General features: G+C 45.4%; 23 protein-coding genes. 14 read left to right on the forward strand and 9 right to left on the reverse strand.

Going from position 1 to position 23376, the window contains the following annotated elements:
- Positions 1–28: 28 nt before the first annotated feature.
- The 3 genes from QUB14_RS09255 to QUB14_RS09265 all read right to left on the reverse strand — a co-directional run bounded on the left by QUB14_RS09255 (position 29) and on the right by QUB14_RS09265 (position 3353).
- Complete coding sequence (locus QUB14_RS09255) at positions 29–1510, reverse strand: S-layer homology domain-containing protein (RefSeq protein ID WP_333216307.1); 1482 nt, start codon at positions 1508–1510, stop codon at positions 29–31.
- A gap of 162 nt (positions 1511–1672) precedes the next feature.
- On the reverse strand, positions 1673–2659 hold the full coding sequence (locus QUB14_RS09260) for a hypothetical protein (protein ID WP_333216309.1): 987 nt from the start codon (positions 2657–2659) through the stop codon (positions 1673–1675).
- 4 nt (positions 2660–2663) lie between these two features.
- Positions 2664–3353 carry a polysaccharide deacetylase family protein gene (locus tag QUB14_RS09265; RefSeq protein WP_333216311.1) on the reverse strand — a complete coding sequence of 230 codons (690 nt, stop codon included), beginning with the start codon at positions 3351–3353 and terminating at the stop codon, positions 2664–2666.
- A gap of 592 nt (positions 3354–3945) precedes the next feature.
- Here QUB14_RS09265 and QUB14_RS09270 point away from each other — a divergent pair.
- From QUB14_RS09270 to QUB14_RS09290, 5 genes are all read left to right on the forward strand, one after another.
- On the forward strand, positions 3946–4713 hold the full coding sequence (locus tag QUB14_RS09270; protein WP_190739058.1) for a ChaB family protein: 768 nt from the start codon (positions 3946–3948) through the stop codon (positions 4711–4713).
- 259 nt (positions 4714–4972) lie between these two features.
- Entirely contained in the window at positions 4973–5131 is a 159-nt protein-coding gene (gene rd / locus QUB14_RS09275; protein WP_333106888.1) for a rubredoxin, read from the forward strand.
- A gap of 24 nt (positions 5132–5155) precedes the next feature.
- Positions 5156–6403 (forward strand): NAD(P)/FAD-dependent oxidoreductase, encoded by a 1248-nt coding sequence (locus tag QUB14_RS09280; RefSeq protein WP_445251827.1) that lies wholly within the window; start codon positions 5156–5158, stop codon positions 6401–6403.
- Positions 6404–6464: 61 nt separating this feature from the next.
- Entirely contained in the window at positions 6465–7199 is a 735-nt protein-coding gene (locus tag QUB14_RS09285; protein WP_333216316.1) for a hypothetical protein, read from the forward strand.
- A 132-nt stretch (positions 7200–7331) separates the two neighbouring features.
- Complete coding sequence (locus QUB14_RS09290; protein WP_333216318.1) at positions 7332–8105, forward strand: class II aldolase/adducin family protein; 774 nt, start codon at positions 7332–7334, stop codon at positions 8103–8105.
- 111 nt (positions 8106–8216) lie between these two features.
- Here QUB14_RS09290 and QUB14_RS09295 read toward each other — a convergent pair whose 3' ends face one another.
- The 4 genes from QUB14_RS09295 to QUB14_RS09310 all read right to left on the reverse strand — a co-directional run bounded on the left by QUB14_RS09295 (position 8217) and on the right by QUB14_RS09310 (position 10902).
- Positions 8217–9131 (reverse strand): Rpn family recombination-promoting nuclease/putative transposase, encoded by a 915-nt coding sequence (locus tag QUB14_RS09295; protein WP_333216320.1) that lies wholly within the window; start codon positions 9129–9131, stop codon positions 8217–8219.
- 37 nt (positions 9132–9168) lie between these two features.
- Positions 9169–9915, reverse strand: a complete 747-nt coding sequence (locus QUB14_RS09300) for a HEAT repeat domain-containing protein (protein ID WP_006634292.1) — start codon at positions 9913–9915, stop codon at positions 9169–9171.
- A gap of 242 nt (positions 9916–10157) precedes the next feature.
- Positions 10158–10694 carry a GNAT family N-acetyltransferase gene (locus QUB14_RS09305; RefSeq protein ID WP_333216322.1) on the reverse strand — a complete coding sequence of 179 codons (537 nt, stop codon included), beginning with the start codon at positions 10692–10694 and terminating at the stop codon, positions 10158–10160.
- 4 nt (positions 10695–10698) lie between these two features.
- Complete coding sequence (locus QUB14_RS09310) at positions 10699–10902, reverse strand: hypothetical protein (RefSeq protein WP_333216324.1); 204 nt, start codon at positions 10900–10902, stop codon at positions 10699–10701.
- A gap of 135 nt (positions 10903–11037) precedes the next feature.
- On the opposite strand from QUB14_RS09310, the gene QUB14_RS09315 reads away from it, so the two are divergent.
- Both QUB14_RS09315 and QUB14_RS09320 read left to right on the forward strand, forming a co-directional pair.
- Positions 11038–12399, forward strand: coding sequence for a calcium-binding protein (locus QUB14_RS09315; RefSeq protein WP_333216326.1), 1362 nt, complete (start codon positions 11038–11040; stop codon positions 12397–12399).
- Between the two features lie 215 nt (positions 12400–12614).
- A complete protein-coding gene (locus tag QUB14_RS09320) occupies positions 12615–13973 on the forward strand; it encodes a calcium-binding protein (protein WP_333216328.1) in 1359 nt (452 codons plus the stop codon).
- Positions 13974–14332: 359 nt separating this feature from the next.
- Here the strand turns inward: QUB14_RS09320 and QUB14_RS09325 are convergent, their stop codons facing one another.
- Together QUB14_RS09325 and QUB14_RS09330 are read right to left on the reverse strand one after the other, a co-directional pair.
- Complete coding sequence (locus QUB14_RS09325) at positions 14333–15697, reverse strand: MFS transporter (protein ID WP_333216330.1); 1365 nt, start codon at positions 15695–15697, stop codon at positions 14333–14335.
- Positions 15698–15831: 134 nt separating this feature from the next.
- Positions 15832–17895, reverse strand: a complete 2064-nt coding sequence (locus QUB14_RS09330) for an Eco57I restriction-modification methylase domain-containing protein (RefSeq protein WP_333216332.1) — start codon at positions 17893–17895, stop codon at positions 15832–15834.
- Between the two features lie 128 nt (positions 17896–18023).
- Between QUB14_RS09330 and QUB14_RS09335 the strand changes: the two genes are divergently transcribed.
- The 7 genes from QUB14_RS09335 to QUB14_RS09365 all read left to right on the forward strand — a co-directional run bounded on the left by QUB14_RS09335 (position 18024) and on the right by QUB14_RS09365 (position 23319).
- Positions 18024–18266, forward strand: coding sequence for a CopG family transcriptional regulator (locus tag QUB14_RS09335; protein ID WP_333216334.1), 243 nt, complete (start codon positions 18024–18026; stop codon positions 18264–18266).
- 16 nt (positions 18267–18282) lie between these two features.
- A complete protein-coding gene (locus QUB14_RS09340; protein WP_333216336.1) occupies positions 18283–18537 on the forward strand; it encodes a type II toxin-antitoxin system RelE/ParE family toxin in 255 nt (84 codons plus the stop codon).
- Between the two features lie 194 nt (positions 18538–18731).
- Positions 18732–20111, forward strand: a complete 1380-nt coding sequence (locus tag QUB14_RS09345) for an AAA family ATPase (RefSeq protein WP_333208651.1) — start codon at positions 18732–18734, stop codon at positions 20109–20111.
- On the forward strand, positions 20108–20905 hold the full coding sequence (locus tag QUB14_RS09350) for a hypothetical protein (RefSeq protein ID WP_333208652.1): 798 nt from the start codon (positions 20108–20110) through the stop codon (positions 20903–20905). The genes QUB14_RS09345 and QUB14_RS09350 overlap by 4 nt, the downstream gene beginning before the upstream one ends.
- 4 nt (positions 20906–20909) lie before the next feature.
- Positions 20910–21059 carry an alpha-E domain-containing protein gene (locus tag QUB14_RS09355; RefSeq protein WP_445251826.1) on the forward strand — a complete coding sequence of 50 codons (150 nt, stop codon included), beginning with the start codon at positions 20910–20912 and terminating at the stop codon, positions 21057–21059.
- Positions 21060–21256: 197 nt separating this feature from the next.
- Complete coding sequence (locus QUB14_RS09360; protein ID WP_333216338.1) at positions 21257–22756, forward strand: family 10 glycosylhydrolase; 1500 nt, start codon at positions 21257–21259, stop codon at positions 22754–22756.
- 215 nt (positions 22757–22971) lie between these two features.
- On the forward strand, positions 22972–23319 hold the full coding sequence (locus QUB14_RS09365; protein WP_333216340.1) for a Uma2 family endonuclease: 348 nt from the start codon (positions 22972–22974) through the stop codon (positions 23317–23319).
- The last annotated feature ends 57 nt before the right edge of the window (positions 23320–23376 follow it).

The raw sequence follows: 23376 nt of genomic DNA on the forward strand, positions 1-23376 counted from the left end.
GTTCATCTGCGCTTAAAGACCTGCAAATCTACTTACTAGCATAACCCGTACTTACCAAAAACTCCCGCAATTTCCCAAAGAATTCAGTGCGATCGCGTCCTTGATAAACCCTCTCCAACAACTGCCAACCTTCCGCATCCTGGCCCATGACATACTTGTTCGCCATGAAGGCCGCCAAAACCCCCTTCACATCTCCATTATCACTCAAACGCTTGTTAGATTCCAGCCAAAGCTCAGCAGAATTCGTGTATACTTCCACCGGATACTCTTTGCTAACATCTTGCATTTTACCTTGGCGGTACTGCCAAATTTGCAGCGGAAAGCGAGAATCAGCGTAATTTGTAAAAGCCTCGGAAAATCTGCCGTCCTGACTCTTAAACTCTGGGATCTCATTTTTGCCAAAATCGACTATTTCGTAACTCACATTGCCCCAGAAATGCTTGACATGAGTGTATTTGTTAGCTGCCGAGTCGTAGCGGTAAATAAACGAATAATTGCAGCAGCGGACGCCGCTTTTGATTGACACTAAATCTGCCAGCACTTCCGGTTCCTTGTCGCCGTCCAAATCACGGATTCGCAGCGATAAAAAACGTCCTTCTGATATTTCTTCCCTGGCTCTTGTGTCGGGATTATCTACTAGAGAACGAGTCGGAATCAGCACTGGTTCTTCTAATAAACTTTTACCGTCGCGGATAATTCTGATGCGGAGATTTTTAGCATTTTCTGCTTCTTTTACGAAAGAAACTTCCGCCCTAACTTTCCCCGCTTCCGAGATTTCTGTTGTTCTCGGCGGGCCGATATTCGCCGGAACTTGGGCGATATATTCGGCAGGAACTAAGGCTGTTTGGCCGGGTTTGGCGAGCGCCTGACAGAAAAAAGTTGCGACTTCTGCGCGAGTAACATTCCGAGTAGGTTCTAGCTGTTTAACAGCCGGATAATTGACCACAAGTTGTTTTTCGGTGGCGGCGGCGATCGCATTTCTTGCCAGTTCGGGAATTTGCGGCGCATCCTCAAAAGTCGCCTCCAAAACCTCAGCCGCCGATCCCGTAGGTGTATATTTCAAGCCGCTGGTTAAAGCTACCAAAGCCTGCCAGCGGGTAATATTCAAAGTCGGGTTAAAGATACTGCCACTGTATCCAGACATAAAACCCGTCTGATAAGCTTCTCGAATTGCTTTAAAACCCCAGTAATTGGTAGGAATATCTGCAAAGTCGATCGGAGCGCGGACGGTTTTGGCATCGGGAAAAGCCATGCGAACCATCGCCGCAAACTCAGCGCGGCTAACAGGGCGATTCGGGCGAAAAGTGCCGTCTTCGTAGTAGCCACTGATGATTTTTTTCTGCGCTAACTCCTCTATGCAAGCTTGCGCCCAATGTTCGTTAACATCCTTAAATTTGGCTTGAGCAAATGCCGGCGCTACATTTCGGCCCGGAAACATTAAATTTCCGATGATTATCCCCAGCGCTACCACTAAAGCGATGATAGCTTGCCATCTGTGCGATCGAATCATAGAACAGACTCCTCTACTTACAAATTGGCGATCGAAACTTTCGGAAAATTTATATACTATCAGGTATATTAACCGGATTTAATACCATTTATTAAAATTTTACCTGTGACTAAGGACACGGCACTGCCGTGTCCCTAATTTTTAGAGTTCCTATAATAAAGCTTACTTCGACTCTAAAGTCATCTCCATCGCCATTTTTGTTTTGATTGTTGATTCTTGGGAACTGCCAGCAGTTTTAGCACTCATTTCGCTATTTGAACTAATAGACACAGTAGAGCGAAAAGGAATTAATCTATCCAAGCGCATTGTGGCTGCTCCCCGACCCTGAGAAGCAAAAGATTTTAGGGTTAAGGTAGTTCCAGCAGGCAGTTGGGGAGAGGTAATATTTTGGGGGTTTGCTTGCTGCTCTATACTTACATTCATAGAGGCAACTCCATCTTGCCAGCTAGCCAATTCATAGGTAGCAATGTCCTTCACATTAATACCACTGAAATCAGAGGAAGAAGAAACGCGCCATTTGGCTCCTTTTCCGACGGCTTCGGCAGGCAGCGGCGAGGCAAGTTGCTCTATAGAGTTAGACATTTGTCGAACCATTTGTTTGACGTTATTGTCAGCTCCTTCGGGCAAAATAATGTCGCCTCCTTTATTAAAACCGCGATTGTCCATGATGAAAGAGCCTTTCACTCCGACCATGTTTTTGAGTGCGGAACGCATGGCATTTAGGGCGGCGGGCTGGGTATTTCCAGTATCACCGACGATATCTGCATTAGTGTAAGCAAACTCGTAGTAAATATCGCCGTTGGGAGCGATTTTAGTGACTTTGGTCTCGAAAGTCATCACCGATACTGGAATTTTAGCCGCAGCCGAAGACTGACCGGATGCGGATATGTCCATATCCATTTTTACGGTCATCACAGTTGTTTCTTTGACATTGATAGCGGGTTTTAAACGCAGTTGCTGTCGGGGTTCCACTCCCGGATTTAGCAGTTCCACTTGCGGGGTTTTCGAGTTGGGAACAGGCGCGGATACGCCAGGGGCTGGCTGCTGCACTACAAGGGGAGTTTCTGCACTTAGAGAAGCAGGAGAAAGCTCGATCGCCCATCCGGCGCTCGCCAAACAAAGAGATGTAATAAACAGTGTTTTTTTCATTAACTTAATTTCCTGTTATCTGAATGTTAGCCTGTTCCCACAGTCGATCGACTGTCACGAATTTGTAACCTTTATACAAAAGCAAGGGAATTATTTTATCCGCCGAATCTGCAACATCTTCGCCGCCGCAATAGCCGTCGTGCAGTACAATAATAGATCCGTTTTCAGTTTGCTGCACGATGCGACTAATAACTTTCTTAACCCCCGGTCTCACCCAATCTTCGGGGACGACACTCCACATTACAGGGCGATATTCCCACTGTTGCAATAACTCTAATGTTCGCGGCGTAAAAATGCCGTTGGGCGGTCGCACGTCCAGGATTAATTTTGGGTCTAAATCGCAAGCTTTGGCAATTGCTTTTTGGGTGTCTTCTAAACTTTGTTTGAGTTCGTGGGTTTTGAGTTTGGGAAACGATATATGCTGATAGCCGTGGAGGCCGACCCAGTGTCCGCGATCGTACACTTCTTTAGCCGTTTCTGGATGCCTGTCCACGCAAAAACCTAGCCAGAAAAAACTAGCTTTGATGTCGTATTTATCTAAAATTTTTAACAGTTGAGGTGTGTGCTGACGGTGCGGCCCGTCGTCAAATGTGAGGGCAATTTCTCGGCTGTTGATATCTCCCGTCCACAGACATCTGGGAAAAGCAGATTTAAGGATGGGATGAACGACAGGAAACAGGGGTGCTAGTGGCATTGATTAACCTTGATAAATGCGATCGGGTAGAAATGAAGCTGCGTTACAATAGAATAAAGTTAACTCAATCTAGGTAAATATGACAACTACGGTTGAGATTGGAACGCTAATTGTCAGCACGCCGGGAACTGGCGACTGCCGCCCCCCATCGCCAAAACCCGAATTAGCGTAAAAAATATTGCTATTGATTTTAATGCTGGGCTGACTCCATAAAAAATTATTGATTAAAAACCGCATTTGACTCGATCGAAAATTTATGGTGTACTAGCCTAATATTAGGCGAAGCCAGACAAAATTGACGCAGATATAGCAGCAGAAAACGCTGATAAAAAGCGCTTGTAATCGGAATGTACGATAAATTCTCGCCGTTAAAATATAATAAATAAGCAAGAGTTAAAAGGTTATATTATATCTGAATAACTGTATTTAATAGATGAGCAATCGCACTTCAAAAAATCTTTAACTCTTTTGATAGATCCTCAAACTATATCCGATAAATCGACCTCTATCTCGCGGTCGATGCGCTTGCCCTACCGTGTCTTCCTATACTGAACACTATCAAAACTAAGCGACCAATCATCAAGGAGGAACAATGACCGAGGAATATTTAGCCGAACGAACAGTTTCAGCCGTATTTAAGGAAGAAGAACAATTAGACGGTGTAATTCGGCGGTTGCTCGATCGCGGAGTTTCCCGCGACCACATCTCAGTAATGGGAAAAAACTTTCAGTCTAAAACTAGAATTGCCGGCTTTCTTACTAAAAAAGATGTGATTTTAGGCGGTCTGCGAAGCGGGGCGATTTTTGGTTCCTTATTCGGTTCTTTTTTGGCTTTGCTAACTGGCGTCGGCCTGCTGGTTATTCCCTTTGTCGGTACAGTAGTCTCGGCGGGCCCGCTGGGTGCTGCACTGTTGGGTGCAGCTAGCGGGGCGATCGCAGGTTCGGCCGGTGCTGGTCTAGTTTCCGCTTTAGTCACTTTGGGAATGCCCGAAGACAAAGCAACTATCTATCAAACCCGCGTTGAAGCAGGCGAATTTCTCGTGATGGCAGAAGTTCCCGCAGATAAATCGGGCGAATTTCAACTCTTGCTAGAAAGTGCAGGTGGCGAAGAAGTTTCAGTTAGCGAGATGACCCTGCCGCGCGCAGTTAAAGGTCGCTGCAATAGTCCGGCAGATTTGTCTCCAGAAGTGCGATCGCACCTGTCGGAAGCAGCTCAAAAAACCTTTATGGAATCATACAACGCCGCATTTGATGAAAGCAACGACTCGATACAAGCCGAACACACCGCTTGGGACGCCATTCACCAGCAGTACGAAGAAGATGAAAATGGCGTTTGGACTAAGCCTTTAGCGAAAGTCTAGTCTTGCAATCGCAGTAAACTAATAAAAAATACAATCAAGCCTCTAGAACGGCTGTTCTGGAGGCTTTGACGATTTTAGATTTTAGATTTTATAATTGTGCAAGACTTAATGAGATTTTAGATTTTATAATTGTGCAAGATTTAATTTTTAATAATTTAGGAATGGCCGAAAGTGGCATTACGTTGGGAAATTGGTATTGCACTAGGTTGCGTTGTCAAGTACAATCTATAAGCTTACAATATAAATTTGAGTTAAGCAAATGCAAAAATACGTTTGTACAGTTTGCAATTACGTCTACGATCCCGAAGTAGGCGACCCCGACGGAGGCATAGATCCCGGTACGGCCTTTGAAGATATCCCCGACGATTGGGTTTGTCCCACTTGCGGGGCGGCAAAATCCGATTTTGAACCAGAATAAGCGAGAAAAAATTTGTCCGATCGAATCCTCAAAATTACAGTCATTGGCGGCGGTGCTGCTGGTTTTTTTAGTGCAATTACCTGTGCCAAAACCTACCCGCAAGCCCGCGTCACTTTACTAGAAGCTGGCCGGCAACTCCTGGCCAAAGTTCGCATCTCTGGCGGCGGGCGCTGCAACGTCACTCACGCTTGTTTTGACCCTGGTATTTTAGTGCAGAATTACCCCAGAGGTGGGAAAGCTCTGCGCGGTGCTTTTACTCGATTTCAACCCCGCGATACTGTTGAATGGTTTGCAGGTCACGGCGTGAAGTTGAAAACAGAAGAAGACGGGCGAATGTTTCCGATCACAGACGATTCGGGGACTATTGTTAACTGTTTGATCCGGGCGGCTGAGGATGCAGGCGTAAAAATTCGCACCGGCGATGCAGTCGTTTCAGTAAAGAAATTAACGGGCAACACCCCAGAGGGCGAACAAGGGGATACCGCCCCTAGTTTTGAAATTGAGTTGAAATCCGGGGAGAAATTGAAGTGCGATCGCATTCTTCTCGCTACAGGCAGCAATCCGTTGGGTTATAAGTGGGCAAAAGAGTTAGGTAATACTGTAGAACAGCCTGTTCCTTCTCTATTTACTTTTAATATTTCCGACAGCAGAATCAAAGATTTAGCCGGAATTTCTGTTCCTAATGCTAAGGTGAAATTGCCGGGAGCTAAATTAGAACAAAGCGGGCCTTTGCTAATTACTCACTGGGGTGTGAGCGGGCCTGCTGTCCTCAAACTTTCGGCTTGGGGTGCGAGATTTTTGCACGATCGCCATTATAAAACACCTGTGCTGATTAATTGGCTTCCCCAGTACAATGCGGAAGTTTTGCGGCAGCAACTGCTAGCAGTTAAGTCGCAGTTGTCGCACCGATTGATTGTTTCTAGCTGTCCGTTTCCGGTGCCGCGCCGCCTCTGGGAACGCTTGACAAGTTCGATCGGCATTGATGAGCAAAAACGCTGGGCCGACTTATCTAACAAAACCCTCGATCGCCTCCTGCAAGAACTCGTTCAAGGCGAATATCAGGTTGCAGGAAAAGGGGCATTTAAAGAAGAGTTCGTCACCTGCGGCGGTGTCAACCTCAAAGAAGTCGATTTCAAGACAATGGAAAGCCGCCGCTGTCCCGGACTTTTCTTTGCTGGCGAAATCTTGGATATCGACGGCGTGACGGGCGGTTTCAACTTCCAAAGTGCTTGGACTACGGCGTGGTTGGCCGGTTTGGCGATCGGCAAATAAACTCGATTTAGACGGGCAATTATTAAATTTTGTGTTATTTTTTAATTAAGAGGCACAAAATGTGATTGCTGTTGAGCCTGTAGAAGAAATTCGCAGTTTTGCCTCCTTCCACATCGGGGTCCAACACATGAAAAACTTTAAGCTGAAAACCCTAAAATTCCCGAACCACACTGACAGCTATATTGACTCACCTTTGATAAAAAAAAATGGCTTGGTGAAACTTAACCCAAAATTTACAAATCCTGAATTTTTAACCAACTGGATTTTTGAGACAAACCTGTACGGCGAAACAGTTTCAATCGACCACTTTGTCATCACATTTCCCACCCGAACCGAACTCGAAAACTACGCCGCATCTTTCCGCCCTTTCGGCGCCAAAACAGTTGAAGGCCCCGACTTGTTCCCGCTCAACTTTTGTGCGGAAAACATTAATGTTCCCTCCGACTTGTGGCTGCATTTAATGACCTTATTAATGCCAGCAGGCGGCTTAGTAGTATTAGATGCGCCCCACGCAGCCGGCGACCAAACAGACCGCTTCCAGCAAGAAAGAGGATTAGAAGCAGTTCACCACGTCGCGATTCGAGTCGAAAACGTGCAGAATGCTGCTAAAATATGGCAAAACAAAAACTTTAAACCGCTATCAGAGCGTCCTTTAGACTCCGGCTCATTAACCCAGTGGTTTCTGGAAAACCCCGCCGGACAAATCATCGAATTAATAGAACGTCGCCCCGGCAACAACGCCACCTTTGACTGCAAAAACATCGCAGGTTTGCGCCTCAGTGAAATCCCAGGTTAGTACGGCAGGCAATATCCCGGCCCCACAGTTCCCAATTCAAATTTCCCAATTCAAAATTTATCTCGTTCCCAGTCTCTGACTGGGAATGCCGATTCGGAGGCTCTGCCTCCTGTCTTTTCACTAATAAAATATATGGTTGCCCTAAAAATCCCAAAAGTCACTTTTCAACCCCCAACATTCAACTCAGTTGAAGAAGAACGCCGCCACCGCAAACAGCGTTTAGCCGCCGCATTCCGATTATTTGCCCGCTTCGGATTCAGCGAAGGAGTGGCCGGACATATCACCGTCCGCGACCCCGAACACCTCGACCATTTCTGGGTCAATTCTTTTGGAATGCACTTTAGTTTAATTCGAGTCAGCGACCTAATTTTAGTCAACCACAAAGGCGAAGTTGTTGAAGGAAATAAACCCGTAAACGAAGCAGCTTTTGCCATTCATTCCCAAGTGCACAGCGCCCGCCCCGACGTAATCGCAGCAGCCCACGCTCATTCTCCCTACGGCAAAAGTTGGTCGAGTTTGGGCCGCCTGCTTGACCCGCTGACGCAAGATGCTTGTTCTTTTTATGAAGACCAAGCTTTATTTGACGATTACACCGGAGTTGTTTTGGAAATCGAAGAAGCTAAACGCATAGCCAAAACTTTAGGTGAGAAAAAAGCCCTTATCTTACAAAATCACGGACTGTTAACAGTAGGTCAAACAGTAGATGAAGCGGCTTGGTGGTTTATTTCAATGGAACGTTCTTGTCAAGCGCAGTTAATGGCCGAAGCAGCGGGAAAACCAATTCTCATCAAGCCAGAATGTGCGCGTTTTACACAGCAGCAAGTAGGGTCTCACCGGATGGGATGGTTTAGCTTTCAACCGCTTTATGACATGATAGTGCGCCGGGAACCCGACCTATTAGATTAGAAACTCGGCGGTTGAAACCGCTACTACACAAACACAGTCCGCCTGCGGCGAATCAAGAATGAAGGGGGTATTAAAGCCGGATTTAGTATCAGAAGTGCAAAATTTATAAATTCATGCTGACACGGATTCCAGCCAAGCTATCAAATCCTCTTGACTGGTAAAATCTAACAAGACTTCTCCTAAATCCTCTAATTGTTCGAGAGATAACTGCCGAATGCGAGTTTTAGTTTCGGGTGGGATTTCGCCAGTGCGCCGCCGGAGTAGACGCAGGATTAATGCTGTTTGCCCCTCAATTAGACCTTCTTGGCGACCTTCTTGCATCCCTTTAATAACAGCACCGCGTTGGTCTTCAAAAAACATTTCCCGCTTTTCCAATTCCTCTAATTCCTTAAGGGTTAAATTAGTTCTGCTGGCGATGGAAAAAGCTGTTTGAATTTCGGGAATAGATGTGAACTTTTCAGGAATTTCATCGAATAGGGGAGCATTTTTGATAAAATAAATCCAGCTTTGAATTAGGTTTTCGATTTGTTCTAGTTCTTTGTTAAACTTGGGAAGTTCGACAAACACTAATTCGATTTCTCTGTTATAATACTCGAAGTTTTCTTCGAGTTCTTTAAAGACAAAATGGGTGAGAAATTTTTCTGTATTTTCAAATAAAATAAAATCGGTAATTGTTAAAGCAATGAGAGGATTTAATTTCGAGTATCCTTCCCTGGGTCTGAGTTGAGTTGCGTAGGTTTTGGCGGCATTGTACACTACCCGTTTAGTAAAAGCTTCTACATTTATTACCTGCATTTCGATAATTACAGTTTTGTTGCCTGTAATTTTGGCTTTAACATCTAGGTAAGTGTCTTTTAATCCAGTAACGCTCGGCGCGGCGTAAGGATCAATAATTTCTAAATCTTCAATGGTTGGGTGTGCGTCATAGAGCATAGCATTGAGGAAGCTAATCAAAATGTCTTTGCTCTGGGGCGAACCAAAGATTTTTTTGAAACCAAAATCTGTTTTAGCACTGATGAAAGGCATAATTAGTAAATGGTAATTAGTAAAGGGGGCGTTTAAATCACAAAAGTCCTTCCATTTCTAAGTCTTCAATTATCTGCAATCCGCGCGGGTCGCCGACTCGCAAGAGTGAAGATTTAGCATCTTCCCGCACGCCCATATCTTCATCTTCTTCTAAAGCTTCAATCAGACCATCGATCGCCCCAGCGTACACTATATTATTCGGCAATTCCCGGGCCAGTTGCCCGATCGCCCAAGCGCAGTTGCTCCGCACAGCAGATACAGAATCTCCCCGCAGCGCTTCAATCAACGGCGGAATCGCAGCAATCACCACAGAGTAACCAACTTTTGCCATTTGACCCAGAGAACTCGCCGCCCACAAACGCACCGCCGAAATATCAGTTTTCAGAGCATCAATTAAAGATGGCAAAGTGCGGTGGTCGCTGCAATTTCCCAGGGCCCAAACTACCCCTTTGCGAACGTAACCGTTCCAGTCGCAGTTAAGCTGAAGAATCAGCGGTTCCACAGCATCGGGACTCGGATTTCGCCCCAACGCATAAGCTGCGCTCACCCGCACCAAGGGGCAACCGTCTCTCAACAAATTAATTAAATGCGAAATTGCTCGATCGTCCTGCAGTTCGCAAAAAGCCCGCGCCGCAATCATCCGGTGCTGAGGTTCTGGGGATTCCAGCAAAGGCAGCATTTCCTCGGGATCTGGCAGCGGGGGTTCGGATTCATAAATTTGATCCAAAGGGCTTTCCAGTTCCGTGTCAGTATCAAGGGCGTTGGAGTAGTCGTTATTGTTCATAAAAAAACTTTACCGCACAGAGGATGCTCCTAAGCAACTCAGACAACGGTCAACAGCAACTAGGATAATACCAATAAAAGTATTCCGAGGGAGGACTGAAGTCCTCATGTGGTTCATAGTGAGGACTTCAGTCCTCCATAAAGTTCGCAGTCAAGACTTAAGTCCCCATAAAGTCACAAAGTTTTCAGCTTCTTTCTCTATCACAACTCTTCGTCCTTACTACAAACATTACCTTTTATTTTTTAAAGAGACTTGAGCATCGAGACGGAATGACTTTGATAGCCTAATTTTTGATAGAGATTCACCGCAGGCTGATTGCTCAGAAATACTTGCAAACCAATTTGCCGATCGCCCCTTTCCCGCGCCCAATTTTCAGCATGAATAACTAAAGCTGCACCGATCCCCAGACGGCGATGTTCCGGTGCTACGTACAGCAAAAAAATGTGAGCGTAGCGTTCTCCGGTGGTTTGGTCGATCGCATTTCCCAACCACAAACATCCGACAACCGATGTCAGATTTTGGACTTGAGATTGTGGATTGAGATACTGCGAGGGAAGCGCCGGCAAAATTTCTGCCTCTTCCTGGCTGTTTTTCTGGCACTCTACCCACCAAACCGGCGTCTGGTTAGAAAAATACTGCTCGACAGTTTGAGCTAAATGTTCCAATTCCCCATCCGGGTAAAGCTCTCGGTAAGTCCGGTGCATAAACTTTACCAGTTTTGCCCGATCGAGTCCAGATCCTGAGCGCAGCCCGTAGCCCGGTATTAGTTGAGCAGACATCAGCTCACCGGACACGGAGAGCGGAATAATTTACCCCCAAGAAAATTGGATTCAATACTGCCGCTTGCTTTTGGGGGATCGCTTCCTCAATAGGTGCCGGGGCCGCCATGTCAGCCGGCAAAAAGATGCGAGCGCTGACTGCTACCAGAGCCGCAAAAAATACTAATATCGCTATAAATGGAGCAATGTATTGACGAATGATAGCCATAACCGCAAAAACTTGATTCTTGAGTTGATATTATCAAGTCTACCATAAAATCTTGTCAGCTATAATGGCTGCTATTGGGCACTTAGCTCAACAAGAGAGCGATCGCCAATACCAACAAACAGAAAAGATAATATTATGAGTGCCTCGCCTGCTGTTTATGAAGCTCTGGCTAAATCAATTGTTTTTTTAAATCAAAAGCCAAGCGCAGCCAATGAAGTTTCGCGTTTCCTAGATACTAATGGCTACTATATCGATCGCATATTCGACGACCCAGAAACAAACTTTTATGCGATCGGGTTCGGTTCATCCAATCCCGAAAACCCGCCAGCCCTCGTATTTAAAGGTACAGACTTCATCGACGGCGACGCTATCTTTTCCGACTCGCGGGACATTGGTTTACCTGAATTTGAAAAGAACAAAGATAATATCAGAAACTGGCTAACAGAAATCGGTCAAGATACAGGTAAAAACCCCAGCAAATTATTGCCCGATGTCATCGGGCACAGTTGGGGCGGAGCAGTCGCTCAAATTGTAGCAACCGAATACACATCTCTGACGGGCGATATCTTTACTTTCAACTCTCCGGGAGTGTCAGCGAGTACATTCACCACTTTTCGGAGAAATCTCAGCAGGGCAGGCAACAAAAATGTCACTCACTACATTGTCAGCGGAGATGTAGTTAGCTTGTTTGGGGAAGCATTTATCCCGGGTAAAGTATTTATCCAAAGTTTTACAGACCCGAGTATTAATCCCTTAACTGTTTTGGCAAAACATCGAGCTGAAAATTTGTTAACTACTCCGCCCGCGGGTTTTTTGCAGAGGCAAATTTCCGTAGAACAATTAAACAGTCCCGAGTTTGCTTATAACAACGACTCAGATTTTAACGAGTTTATCGGTGCGATGAATTTTGCCCTGCCCAATGTGTCAGTAGCCATCAGAACCAGAGCGGGTGCAGAGAGTTTGAGAACGGCACCAGAATTTTCTTTTGTGCAGTTAATCAGACAAATGCAATACGGTTTAGCTCCCTTACAACCGAATTATTTATTAGGGGACGATCGCAACAATACTGCTACCGGCGGCCCTGGAGAGGATACAGTTATCGGCAATCGCGGTAACGATACTCTCAGAGGCAATCGAGGTAATGACAGCATCACCGGTGGTGATGGCGACGACTTCTTGTACGGTGGCAGAGATAACGATTATTTGGACGGTGGCGACGGAAATGATTTGATTTCCGGCGAGTTTGGCAACGATTTTTTAATGGGCGGCGCGGGGCGCGATCGCTTTGTATTGGAATCCGGTGGCGGAGCCGATGTGATTCTAGATTTTCAAGATAGTGAAGATTTAATTACACTGTCGCGCGGTCTAACTTTTCCTCAAATTAGAGTAACCCAAGCGGGTGACGGAGCTTTAATTACTATCCCGATTACTGGTGAAGTTCTTGCTACTCTCAGAGGCGTAGTGGCAAGCGATATTACGCGGGTAGATTTTGTATAGATTGAGGGCGAGAAAAATTTGTATTTTTGGTGGCGCAAAACCCGGGTGGGTTTTGTAGCGATATTGTTGTTTGTAACAAAAAAATGGCGCTTGAATTGCCCCTAAAAAGCCACGAAAAATGACCAATTAATATGGTTAATAAACTTAGTTTATTGTAAACTTAGTTAAGTAGCTGAAAAACTAATTCCCCATCAAACGACAGGAAATAAAAAAATATGCCCTCATCCCCCGCCGCTTACGAAACTATAGCCAAGCAACTTGTTTACATAGATAACAACCCCCAGTCTCAAACCTTAGTTCAAACGGGTTTGAGCGCTGCTGGCTACCAAATCGATCGCACTTTTGACGATCCCGCGACTGGATTTCACGCGATCGGCTTAATTTCCACCACCCCAGACAAACCGCCCGTTTTGGTAGTTCGGGGCACCGACTCGCCCGTAGACGATCTTGCCAACGCAGACCCGCGCGGCGCCGGTTTCAACCAATTTGAAGCCAACAAACAAGCCTTAGGAAATTGGCTGACACAAATCAGTCAAGATACAGCAAAAAACCCCAGCCGCTTGCCACCAGACCTTCTGGGACACAGCTTGGGCGGCGCCATAACGCAACTAGCCGCCACTGAATTTACCTCTACTATCGGAGATGTTGTCACCTTCAATTCTCCCGGAGTTGATCAAAACACTGTCAATACATTCAAGCAGAAAGTCGGTGCAGGAAAAAATGTAACTCACTACATCGTTAGCGGCGATTTTGTGAGTTTGGGAGGAGAAGCTTTTCTCCCAGGAAAAGTAGTTCTTCAAACATTTACTAACCCGATTATTGACCCGCTACTTGTCTTGGACAAGCACACCCAAAGCGGTTTGTTAAGTTCTCCTCCTCCCGGCTTGACTCAGACTGAAATCTCTGTAGACCAGTTGAACCGCCCGGATTTCACTTTCACAGATTCCGATTATTTAGAGCTGTTAGCGGGCTTAGATTTTGCACTGCCAGCCTTGGGAACATCGCTGGAATCGCGCAGCAGTTTAGAGCAATTAAGAACCACTCCGGGAACCTCCTTTTTAGGAAACGTTGTGGCAATGAAAACTGCTCTCGATCCATCCGCAATTAATAATTTAGTAGGCGACGATGGCAACAATACAGCCTCAGGTTTTGCAGGGGACGATATTATGATTGGCAATGGGGGAAACGACACTCTCACCGGCAGCAAAGACAACGATATTATCAGCGGTGGCATCGGCAACGACCAGCTATTCGGTGGCAAAGGCGATGACAATTTGAGCGGTGGAGAAGGAGACGATACGCTGATTGGGGGAAAGGGTGCGGATCTCTTAATTAGTGGCGCTGGACGCGACGTATTGGTCTTAGGGGCAGGCGCCAATACAGATACACTTATAGACTTTCAAAAGGGTCAAGATTTAATCGGTTTGAGCGGAGGTTTGAGGTTCAACCAACTGAAAGTTACTCCAGGCGATTTTATAACGACGATTGAAATTGCCAGTAACGGCGAAGTTCTTGCCAGTATTACTGGCATTCCAAGTAGTCCGCTAACAGCTAGTGATTTTATTGCGATTTAGTTGGCGGCTGGCAATACAGATATACAGATATTCGGTAGCGGTAGGGACACAACATTGTTGTGTCCTTATTTTATCTTATGAACGCCAGCACACAGAATTTATACTCGTTAGATGATTAAAAACATCAATATTCCTGCAGGGGCGGGTTCACCGAAATCTCGAAAAAGTAGTGCAGAAATTGGTAAACCGGCCTTGCATAATTGCGGGATGATTTTGATTGTTTTGTGCGATGGGCGTCCCGCCCGAAGGCGTGTATTTTCCGGGCAGGCGGGACACCCCACAAGAATCATCCTCAAATTGTGCAACGCGGGTAAACCCGCCCCACCCGGATCTGATAATTATAGCCACCGGACTTGATATTAATCGAAATCGTCCAGTCCAGGCCTGGGCATGGATGCTAATTTTTTCTCATCTTCTAGTGGCAAAAAGAAAATCGTCATCATACCGGGAATCACAGCCAGCGCGCTCATCAAAAAATAATTTTGATAGCCGAGACTCGCCTGCAAGTAGCCGCTATAAACACCCGGAATCAGCACTCCTGCGGCCATAAAAGCCGTTGTAATCGCGTAGTGAGATGCTTCGTATTCAGGGCGGACAGTCCGCATCAAGAACACTGTATAGGCAGCTACGCCAAGTCCGTAAGTAAATTGCTCGATCGAATTTACAGCATAAGCCCATTCAATCCCCGGCTGATTGATTGCCAACAGCCAATACAGCACGTTAGTTGAATTTTGCAGAATTGCCGTCGGCCACATCCATTTTTTTAATCCTTGTTTAGCAATTAAATAGCCGCCCAGCAACCCTCCAATTAACAGAAACATTACCCCGATCGTACCCGATAACAGACCCATGTCCGATGTAGAAACTGCTAATCCTCCTTTCTCTACTTTATCCATTAAAAATGGCGGAGCCATTTTAAACGTCAAGGCATCGCCTAACCTAAAAATTAAGACATAAGTAACAATCCAACCAATTTTATCTTGCTTAAAATATGTTTTAAATGCTTCGATAAAGCTTGTTGTTTGTTGGGGGGCGCCGGATTCCAGAGCGTAATTTCTAGGATAGGGAAGATACCACCGCTGAAAGAGATATATCAGCACAAATATAATCGCACAAATGCCAAAGGCTGTCGCCCATCCGTAGTTAAGCGCAGACACGCTAAAATCCGAACCGAAAAGTGACAGCGGAATGTCTTGATATATTTTGGTGTCGCCTGTATTTCCGGTGACTAAATGCTGTTCGGCTAGTTTCCCGGCTAAGAACACCAATACACCGCTACCGGCAATGACAGCACCTCTATAAGCCGTGTTGCGAACCCCGACAAATAAGGCTTGCTGGTCTTTATTCAGAGTGTTTAAATAAAATCCGTCAATGGCGATGTCGTGAGTAGCTGACACAAAGGCGATCGCCGTAAAGATCACAAGCGATATAATAATCGGTGCTGGCGTTAATACGCCAAACGCTAGGAAAGCAAACAGAAAAGCACAAATGATTTCGGTTGCTAAAATCCATTTGCGTTTGGTGGAATACAAATCAACAACTGGCCCCCACAAACCTTTTAACACCCAAGGAAAAGACAAAAGACTTGTTAATCCGATGAGCTCGTTGCTGGTTCCCATACCTTTCAAAAAAATCACCGACATTAAATTAACGACGGTGTAAGGGAGACCTTGAGCGAAATACAATACTGATACCCACAATCCAGCGTTTTGCTTTTTTTCCATTGCAAAGATATTTTGGCGAGTTATTTATCTAATTTACTGAGTGCGATCGACAATTCCGGTCAATTAAACCGCTTGCATCACAGTATATGTCATTCCCCTGCCAGCGGCAGCCATATAAATAGTGTATTTTAGCATCATTCTGGCTCACAAATATTTTCATTTTTGGAATAAGCCTGCAATAATTTTTCTTCCTTAAAATGAACGAGGTAAGCGCGAACATTCTTTTCCCAGTCAGAAGTGTCATAAGTCCGCAGCAGTTCAAAAGCACTTTCTTCTATCTGATATGCAGTTTTTGGACTATTCACCGGACGTTCGGGACTGTCAGGATTAACAACAATTAAACCTGCATCTAGAAACTGATGCACAGTCTGGTGGCGCACAGTTTCCCGCGTATTTGGTGCATATTTTTTACTGTACTCCCGATCGATAAATTCCATAATTGGTGTGATTCCCCGAAGTGGAGATTTTGCCAATTCCCAAGCATCCTTTGGCTTGAGGTCAAGCAAAGCCAGAAGGGTTAAGGCGGAACGTTCGTTAAGCTGACCTTTTGGAAAACCCAGGGCTGCAAGTATTTTTAGAGATTCATCAATACGGTTCTTGATTGTCATCGGACTATTCTCTAACGGATTGGTCGCGTTAAGCAGTTGTGTCTCGACAAGTCGATCGATCTCCCGCTGTGTAGGAAATACTTCTCCTATTTGAGCGCCAAGTAAAAGTAATTGCTCTAGATTAGGATACTTCAAATTGCGTAAATCCGTAGCATTAACTTGAGTGTGTCCGTTGAAAAGTCGGAAAAACGCATCTACCAAACTCGAATTTAGATAAACGGCCAATCCCCGCGCCAGGGTGAGGTCTAATCCGCGTCCCTGTTGGTGAAAGTAATTCAAATGGTTCTCAAAACCAACGCTAGAACTATTAATTTTATTGGCATCCCAGACAACTGCAACAATTCGCTTTTTCTCTTCCTTTGAGGAGAAGCGCTTGCTCAAAACATAATGTTCGTTAGGTACGAGGAGTGCAGCAGTTTTTTCCGTGACAGCTAAAGCTTGATGCTTTCTCGTGGCTGTGGGATATTCAACACCGCCAGCCGAGAAGTGTGCGGGATAAATCAGCGGAACTGTACCGTTTTCAGGTTTTAGCCGCAAGTCAGAGCGAACACGAAAATCTACAACTTTTCCGGTGGAAACTGTTAAGCCTAATTCCTCTAGGGTGCAAGTAAATTGAGCCATTTGCTCGACTACTTTCTGGCTGAGAGAATCCGGTAGAATCCGAATAAATTGCTCGGAGTCTTTGGGATTAATTAGGGCGGTATAGGGCAGTTGGTGAGATAAAACCAGGTCGTCGCCCGCGCTGCTGCTTGAGGTAATTAGTACAGTATCTGGCTGTTCTATTTGTTTGGTGGCGCGCACAATAATAGTTTCTTGCAGCACCGCATCATCGCGAAATGGCAACTGTCGGGATTCAAAGATGTGTACTTGGCGTAAAGCCATCATTTGAAGGAAGACTTTGCGGAAATCTCGAAAGTATAAACCGTTGCAAAAGCTGCGGGGAGTAATCGATACTAATTCACCATTTGGTTTGAGCAGGTGAGCTGCAGCAACTGTGAAGCCAGCGTAGAGATTGCTGGTTTCTAGTCCTATAGAACGCAGCAAGGTTCTGGCTTGGGATTTAGCGTCTATTTTGGCATAGGGAGGATTGATAATTGCATGGGTAAATTCCCGTTTTACTGGCTGTGTAAATAGATTGGGCTGCAACATAGCGGCGCTGTCTTGAATAAAATCAATTTCGCGAATCTCACAGGTAAAAGATATCCCAAAACGCTGACATTCTATACTGCACAATTCTAAAGTTTGCTTGAGGTATTCAATCAAAATAAGGTCAATTTCATAAGCTGTAATGTGCAGGCTACGCGGTTTGTTTGGGCGCTGACAAAGTTCGCAAACAACTGCTGCTAACAGCGAACCAATTCCTGCACCGGCATCTAAAAGCGATATATCGGGACAGTTAAATTCAAACATTCCCGCCATCAAACTTGCGACTGAGGAAGGTGTTAAAAATTGTCCTTTTTCTCCTCTCTGGCTTTGCTGCAACTTTCGGGTTGCTTCTTGGCGCCAGCCATCTACTCGATCGAGTAAATTGCTTGCAGTTGAGTAGCTGTTACCCGGAAGGGCTAGCGTTTGAAAGTGCGGTACTATCATTTGTTCAAAAAGTGCGTTAGCGAAGCCCTCGAAGAGGATCGCCTGTTCAGTGTATTTTCGCCAAAATAGGAACCTATACGCTATCATAGTACCAGTTTACTCTCTTCCCATAACAGCAAAGGGCAGCCATGAGTCAAGAAAGTTTTACATTTCTCCTTGATAGCGAAAAAAAAGAGGCGCTGAAGGCGATCGCTACTGTCACCGATCGCGATTTAACTTATGTTTTGAACGAAGCGATCGCTTCTTACCTAGAAAATTATCAATGGCTGCTCGATGAGATTAATAAAGGCGTTGCCGAGGCGGAAGCTGGAGACTTTGCCAGCGATGATGAAGTCCAAGCAGTTTTTGCCAAATTGATTAATAAAAATTAAGTGGCTGCGACAATCTTTGCGAAATCTAGAACAGGCTCACGCATATATTGTCAAAGATGATCCAGAGGCAGCAAGGCAATTAATTTTAAGGATTCAGAGTGCTGTAGGTCAACTCGCAGAGTTTCCTTTTATGGGTCGAGTTGGTCGCCCAGAAGCTACTAGAGAACTTGTCATTTCCAATACCTCTTATCTCATCATCTATCGAGTAAAAGAAGAAAACGTAGAAATTCTCCGTATCCTTCACAGTTCAAGAAAGTATCCCGAAAATTAGGTGATGCTGCCGATCGCCAGTTCAGTGTATTTTCGCCCAAAATGCCACGGATGTGCAAAAATGTCAAGCGCCCTAGAAAATATATAACTTATCCCAAAGTATGTTGACTGTTCATATAGCTAGAGCGGGAGGTAGCTAACGATGACACAAACTCAAACCAAGCGTTATGATTTTACTTAAGTATCTAGCTATAAATGATGACAACTATCAACTGGAGTCAAGTTTTAGATAGCATTCCAGAGAATGCCAGTGAAGCGATCGTCAACTCTCAATTTACGTCGGTTCTGATAGAAGCACTTGGATTCACTAAAAATGAAATGCTGTTTCCGCAATTTCCAACAGGTCGAGGTGCTGATACAGTAGATTTCGCCGCTCGTAAAAATATTGGGACTAATAAGTTTTTGTTTTCGGGTGTTGATCCCTACTTACTTGTTGAAGGCAAGGGACGGGCAATAGCGACAGGAGCTAAAATTAACTTGGCGGAAGGTACTCCCAAATATAACGCTACTAGGGAACAGATTAAAAGATATCTGCTATCTCCTAAATGTCAAACCGCTCAATGGGGCATTATTACCAATGGCATTCATATCCAGTTATTTCAGAGGCATGGGAAAGTTGTAATTCCAGCAACTGCTTGCACTCTGATTAACAAAAGTAATATTAGTGCCATTGTCCAACATATCAAATCTTTGATTGACAACCCGCCCAAGGCATTGACGGTTTGTATCTATAACAATAAAGGAGGTGTAGGCAAAACGACAACAACGCTCAATTTAGCAGCAATTTTGCGAAAACAAAACAAGAAAGTTCTAGTAGTTGATTTTGATTCACAAAGAGATTTAACGCAAACTCTTGGATTAGGCGTAGGCTCTATTACTTTATCTGACTGTCTAATTAATCCCAAAGCAGATGTTATCAAAACAGTTGTTCCTTTTATTCACACCAACAAACAGGGACAACAATTACATCTTTTTGAGGTGATTCCATCAGATGAAAGAATGGAAGAATTTACAGAGCAGAGTGTAAACCATACAACAAAGAGTATGACAGTTCCAAGGGGGCCAAAAAGATTGCGAGATATCCTTAAAACTTTTGTTTATCAATATGATTACATATTGATTGATTGCCCTACCCAATGGTTATTTTTCAGTCAGAGCAGTCTTTATGCCTCTGACGTTGTTCTCATCCCTACCAAGCATAATGGATTAGCCTCACTACACAATGCCGCGAGGGTAATTACAAATTTTATTCCCGAAATTAAACAAGAAAGAGGAGATGGTGGGCCAATTGCCTTACCCATCTTTTTCAATGGAGAGAAGATCACAGATCCTGGGCTTCAGACAGCGAATCTGGAAATTGAAAAAATAATTAATCAAGCTAAAAAAGGCAGCTTTGATCTGCTACCATATTATTGGCCTAAATCTACAAGCGGGAAGGCTGACAAAACTATCTTCAGCATTCCCAGCTATGCAACTGTTGCCAATGCTGCTTTCTCTCATATTCCCGCTGTCTTTCTTAACAAGACCGCTGCTGAACACTATTTTGGTCTAATTAAGGAGTATTTCTTACAATGAGTAAATATGATGACATCGGTAAGCTGATGCACCTGCCATTAGCTGATATTGAACCAGGGGAACCCTGCTCTGAATCTGAGTTTATTATCACCGCCGCAGCCGAGGCTATTTTGAACGCTGGCGGACGCAATTGGATTCCTGTGATTGTTAAAGAAACAGGTGATTATCAATATCAAGTAGTCAGCAATTCGTTTATTTATGCAGTCGCTCAACAAGCTGAACTAGAGCGAGTCTGGTGCATAATCATTGAGCCAGAATCTAAAAACATTGAGCAAGCTAAAATTTTAGCAAGGGAAGTCATACCAAAAGTTAACCTTAGCACAGCATCAAGAGATACTATTCTCGCTGCACTTAGATATTTGGTTGCAGAACCAGGAAGTGCATTGAAGGGATTGGATGTTATTGTAGCAGCTAATCGCATTTCAGCAGCCAATCGGGAAACGTGGTCAAACTTTAACCCTGTTATCAGCTTAAAATGTGGCATTACTAAGGGTAAAAAGTTGGATGCACTTGCCAAAGTCTGCTTTCTATCGCCTGCTCCAGTGGCGCCACCGCCGCCACCGCCTGAAGCAGTTAGCGTGAAACGTGCATCTAGAGATGAAATTTTCGATCGCCTCAATTACTTATCCACTAATAAAATAGGAGGCTTTGATAAGATTGATGCCGAAAAAACAGCAGATGCTATTTTCAACGCGAATAAAGGCAAGTGGAAAAGCCTAACTCCAATTGCCAAACTTGAACCCGGCCTTGATACAGCCAAAATGAAAATCATTAAAACCCTATTTAGCCTGTAAAACTATGTTAAGTGGTGTAGCGGATTCAATTTACTGGCTCAACCGCTATATTGAAATATCGGAAAATATCGCCAATTTTGCCGAGGTCAATTTTAATCTCATTCTCGACTATCCCAGCGGTATTACTCAACTATTTACCGATCGGCCCAATTAATGTACGATTGTGCGAAAATGTCAAGCGGACGCTCAAACCAAAAGTCTGTAAAGGACTGTTAAACGCTCTCTCACACATTTCTGATGCGAAATACCAAAACATTCTTTTTGTCAAGCTTGTTCCTGATTGGCTTAACAATTAGTTTTCTGCTGACTCCTGGTTGGTTCTCAAACTTCCCCTCCCGGGCAATCGCAACTATGCCCCCGCAAACTCAAACCGCCGATTTTCGCGCCTTCTGGGTGGACGCCTTCAACCCCGGCTTCAAAACCCCTCAAGAAGTCACAAAATTGATCGCAGACGCGCAGCGGGCAAATGCCAATGCGATCGTCGCCCAAGTCCGCCGCCGTGGCGATGCTTTTTACACGAGTGCGATCGAACCCCGCACCCTCGATCCCAACGTTCCGGCGGGTTTCGATCCCCTGCAAGATTTGATTGACAAAGCCCACGCCGCAGGCATTGAAGTACACGCTTGGATGGTGACGCTGCCGGTGGTTTCGGGCACCAAAATTCCCGCCGGTCACGTTTGGCAACAACACGGGCCTTCTGCCCCCGGCAGCGACAATTGGGCGATGCTGACTTACGGTGGGCAAGCCCAAGGCTATCTCGATCCCGGCCATCCAGACGCCCTAGATTATACTGTTTCCGTCTATTTGGACTTGCTGAAGCGCTACGATGTGGACGGCGTACAGTTGGATTATGTGCGCTACGGCGGGCCGACTTGGGGCTACAATCCGACTGCGATCGCCCGTTTCAATCAGCAAACAGGTCGATCGGGCAAACCCGCACCCACCGATCCCGCCTGGATGCAGTGGCGGCGCGAACAGGTGACAAATTTAGTCCGGAAGCTTTATGTAGAAAGCCTTGCGATTAAACCGCGCGTTAAAATTACCGCCGCCACGATCGCCTGGGGAGACGGCCCGAAAAACGATGCAGGGTGGTATCAAACGCAGCCTTACAAAGAAGTATTGCAGGATTGGCGCGCTTGGCTGGAAGAAGGCATCGTAGACATGGCGATGCCGATGACTTACCAGCGCGAGTACAAACGATCGCAAAAACTCGCTTACGACAACTGGATCGAGTACGCTAAAGACCACCAGTACAACCGCCAAATTGCGATCGGCCCGGGCAATTACCTCAACTACATCGAAGACACCCTAGCGCAGGTTCGCCGCGCCGAAGGGCCTTCTGCGAAAGGAAATCACGTAGCGGGTACGGTGCTCTATTCCTACGCTAGCAGCAACGTGTACACGAATGTGGAACTGCGATCGGGCGGTAGCGGTGATTTGCCCCGCCAGCCTTGGAAATACGTTCCCCAAAGCAACGATTTGTTTTACACCGCGCTTTCTGTGCCGAGTCAATACGTTGATGCTGCGACGGGTAAAACCTACGAAACTCAGCCTGTGTGGGCGACAGCAGCAGCGGTTCCCGATATGCCTTGGAAGTCGCGGCCGACTACAGGTGCGATCGCTGGAAATTTGCAGCGGTGCGATCGAAATTGCGACGGTGCCAGCTTGACATTGCAGTCGATCGATGCTGCTGCCAAGGTGCGTCAACTGCGCGCCGATGGTAAAGGATGGTTTGGGGCGATCGAGCTTTCTCCGGGAACTTATCAGTTGAAAGTTGAGGGTAGTCAAATTCCACAAACAGTTAATGTTGTCGCCGGTGAAGTAACAAAAATCAATTTCGGAGCATCTTAACTGCTCTACTCGTTACCAGGCTCTGCCTGGTAACGCATATCCGGAGGCTCTGCCTCCCATTTCCATAAAAGCTTGCGAGGCAGAGCCTCTAGATATCGGTTTCCAGGCAGAGCCTGGGAACCAGTTAAAAGCTTGCGAGGCAGAGCCTCTAGATATCGGTTTCCAGGCAGAGCCTGGGAACCAGTTAAATCAGTTATAAATTTATCCATCGAGATATGCTAACAACAGAAGCCCCTTTCACGCTCCGTAAATGGACAGTTAAAGAGTATCACAAGCTGGCAGAAATCGGAATTTTTAACCCAGAAGAACGACTCGAATTAATAGAAGGAAATATTATAAAAATAAGTGCAAAAGGAACAGTTCACGCTTCCGCCACTAGACGCACTGCTAACCTGCTGCACAATCTTCTGGGAAATCAGGCTGCTGTTTATAATAAAAGCCCGATCGCCCTTGATGACAATTCTGAACCCGAACCGGATATCGCCGTAGTCAGAATCGATCCTTTTGACTATGCGACTCACCATCCGACTCCCTCAGAAGTATATTTAGGGCTTGCTGAATAAGTTAAGAAAAATCACGATAGCAATTGAGGAATGATTCAAGTTCAGCGACACATAATT

It is taken from the genome of Microcoleus sp. B3-D2 (assembly GCF_036705345.1).
Lineage (GTDB): Bacteria > Cyanobacteriota > Cyanobacteriia > Cyanobacteriales > Microcoleaceae > Microcoleus.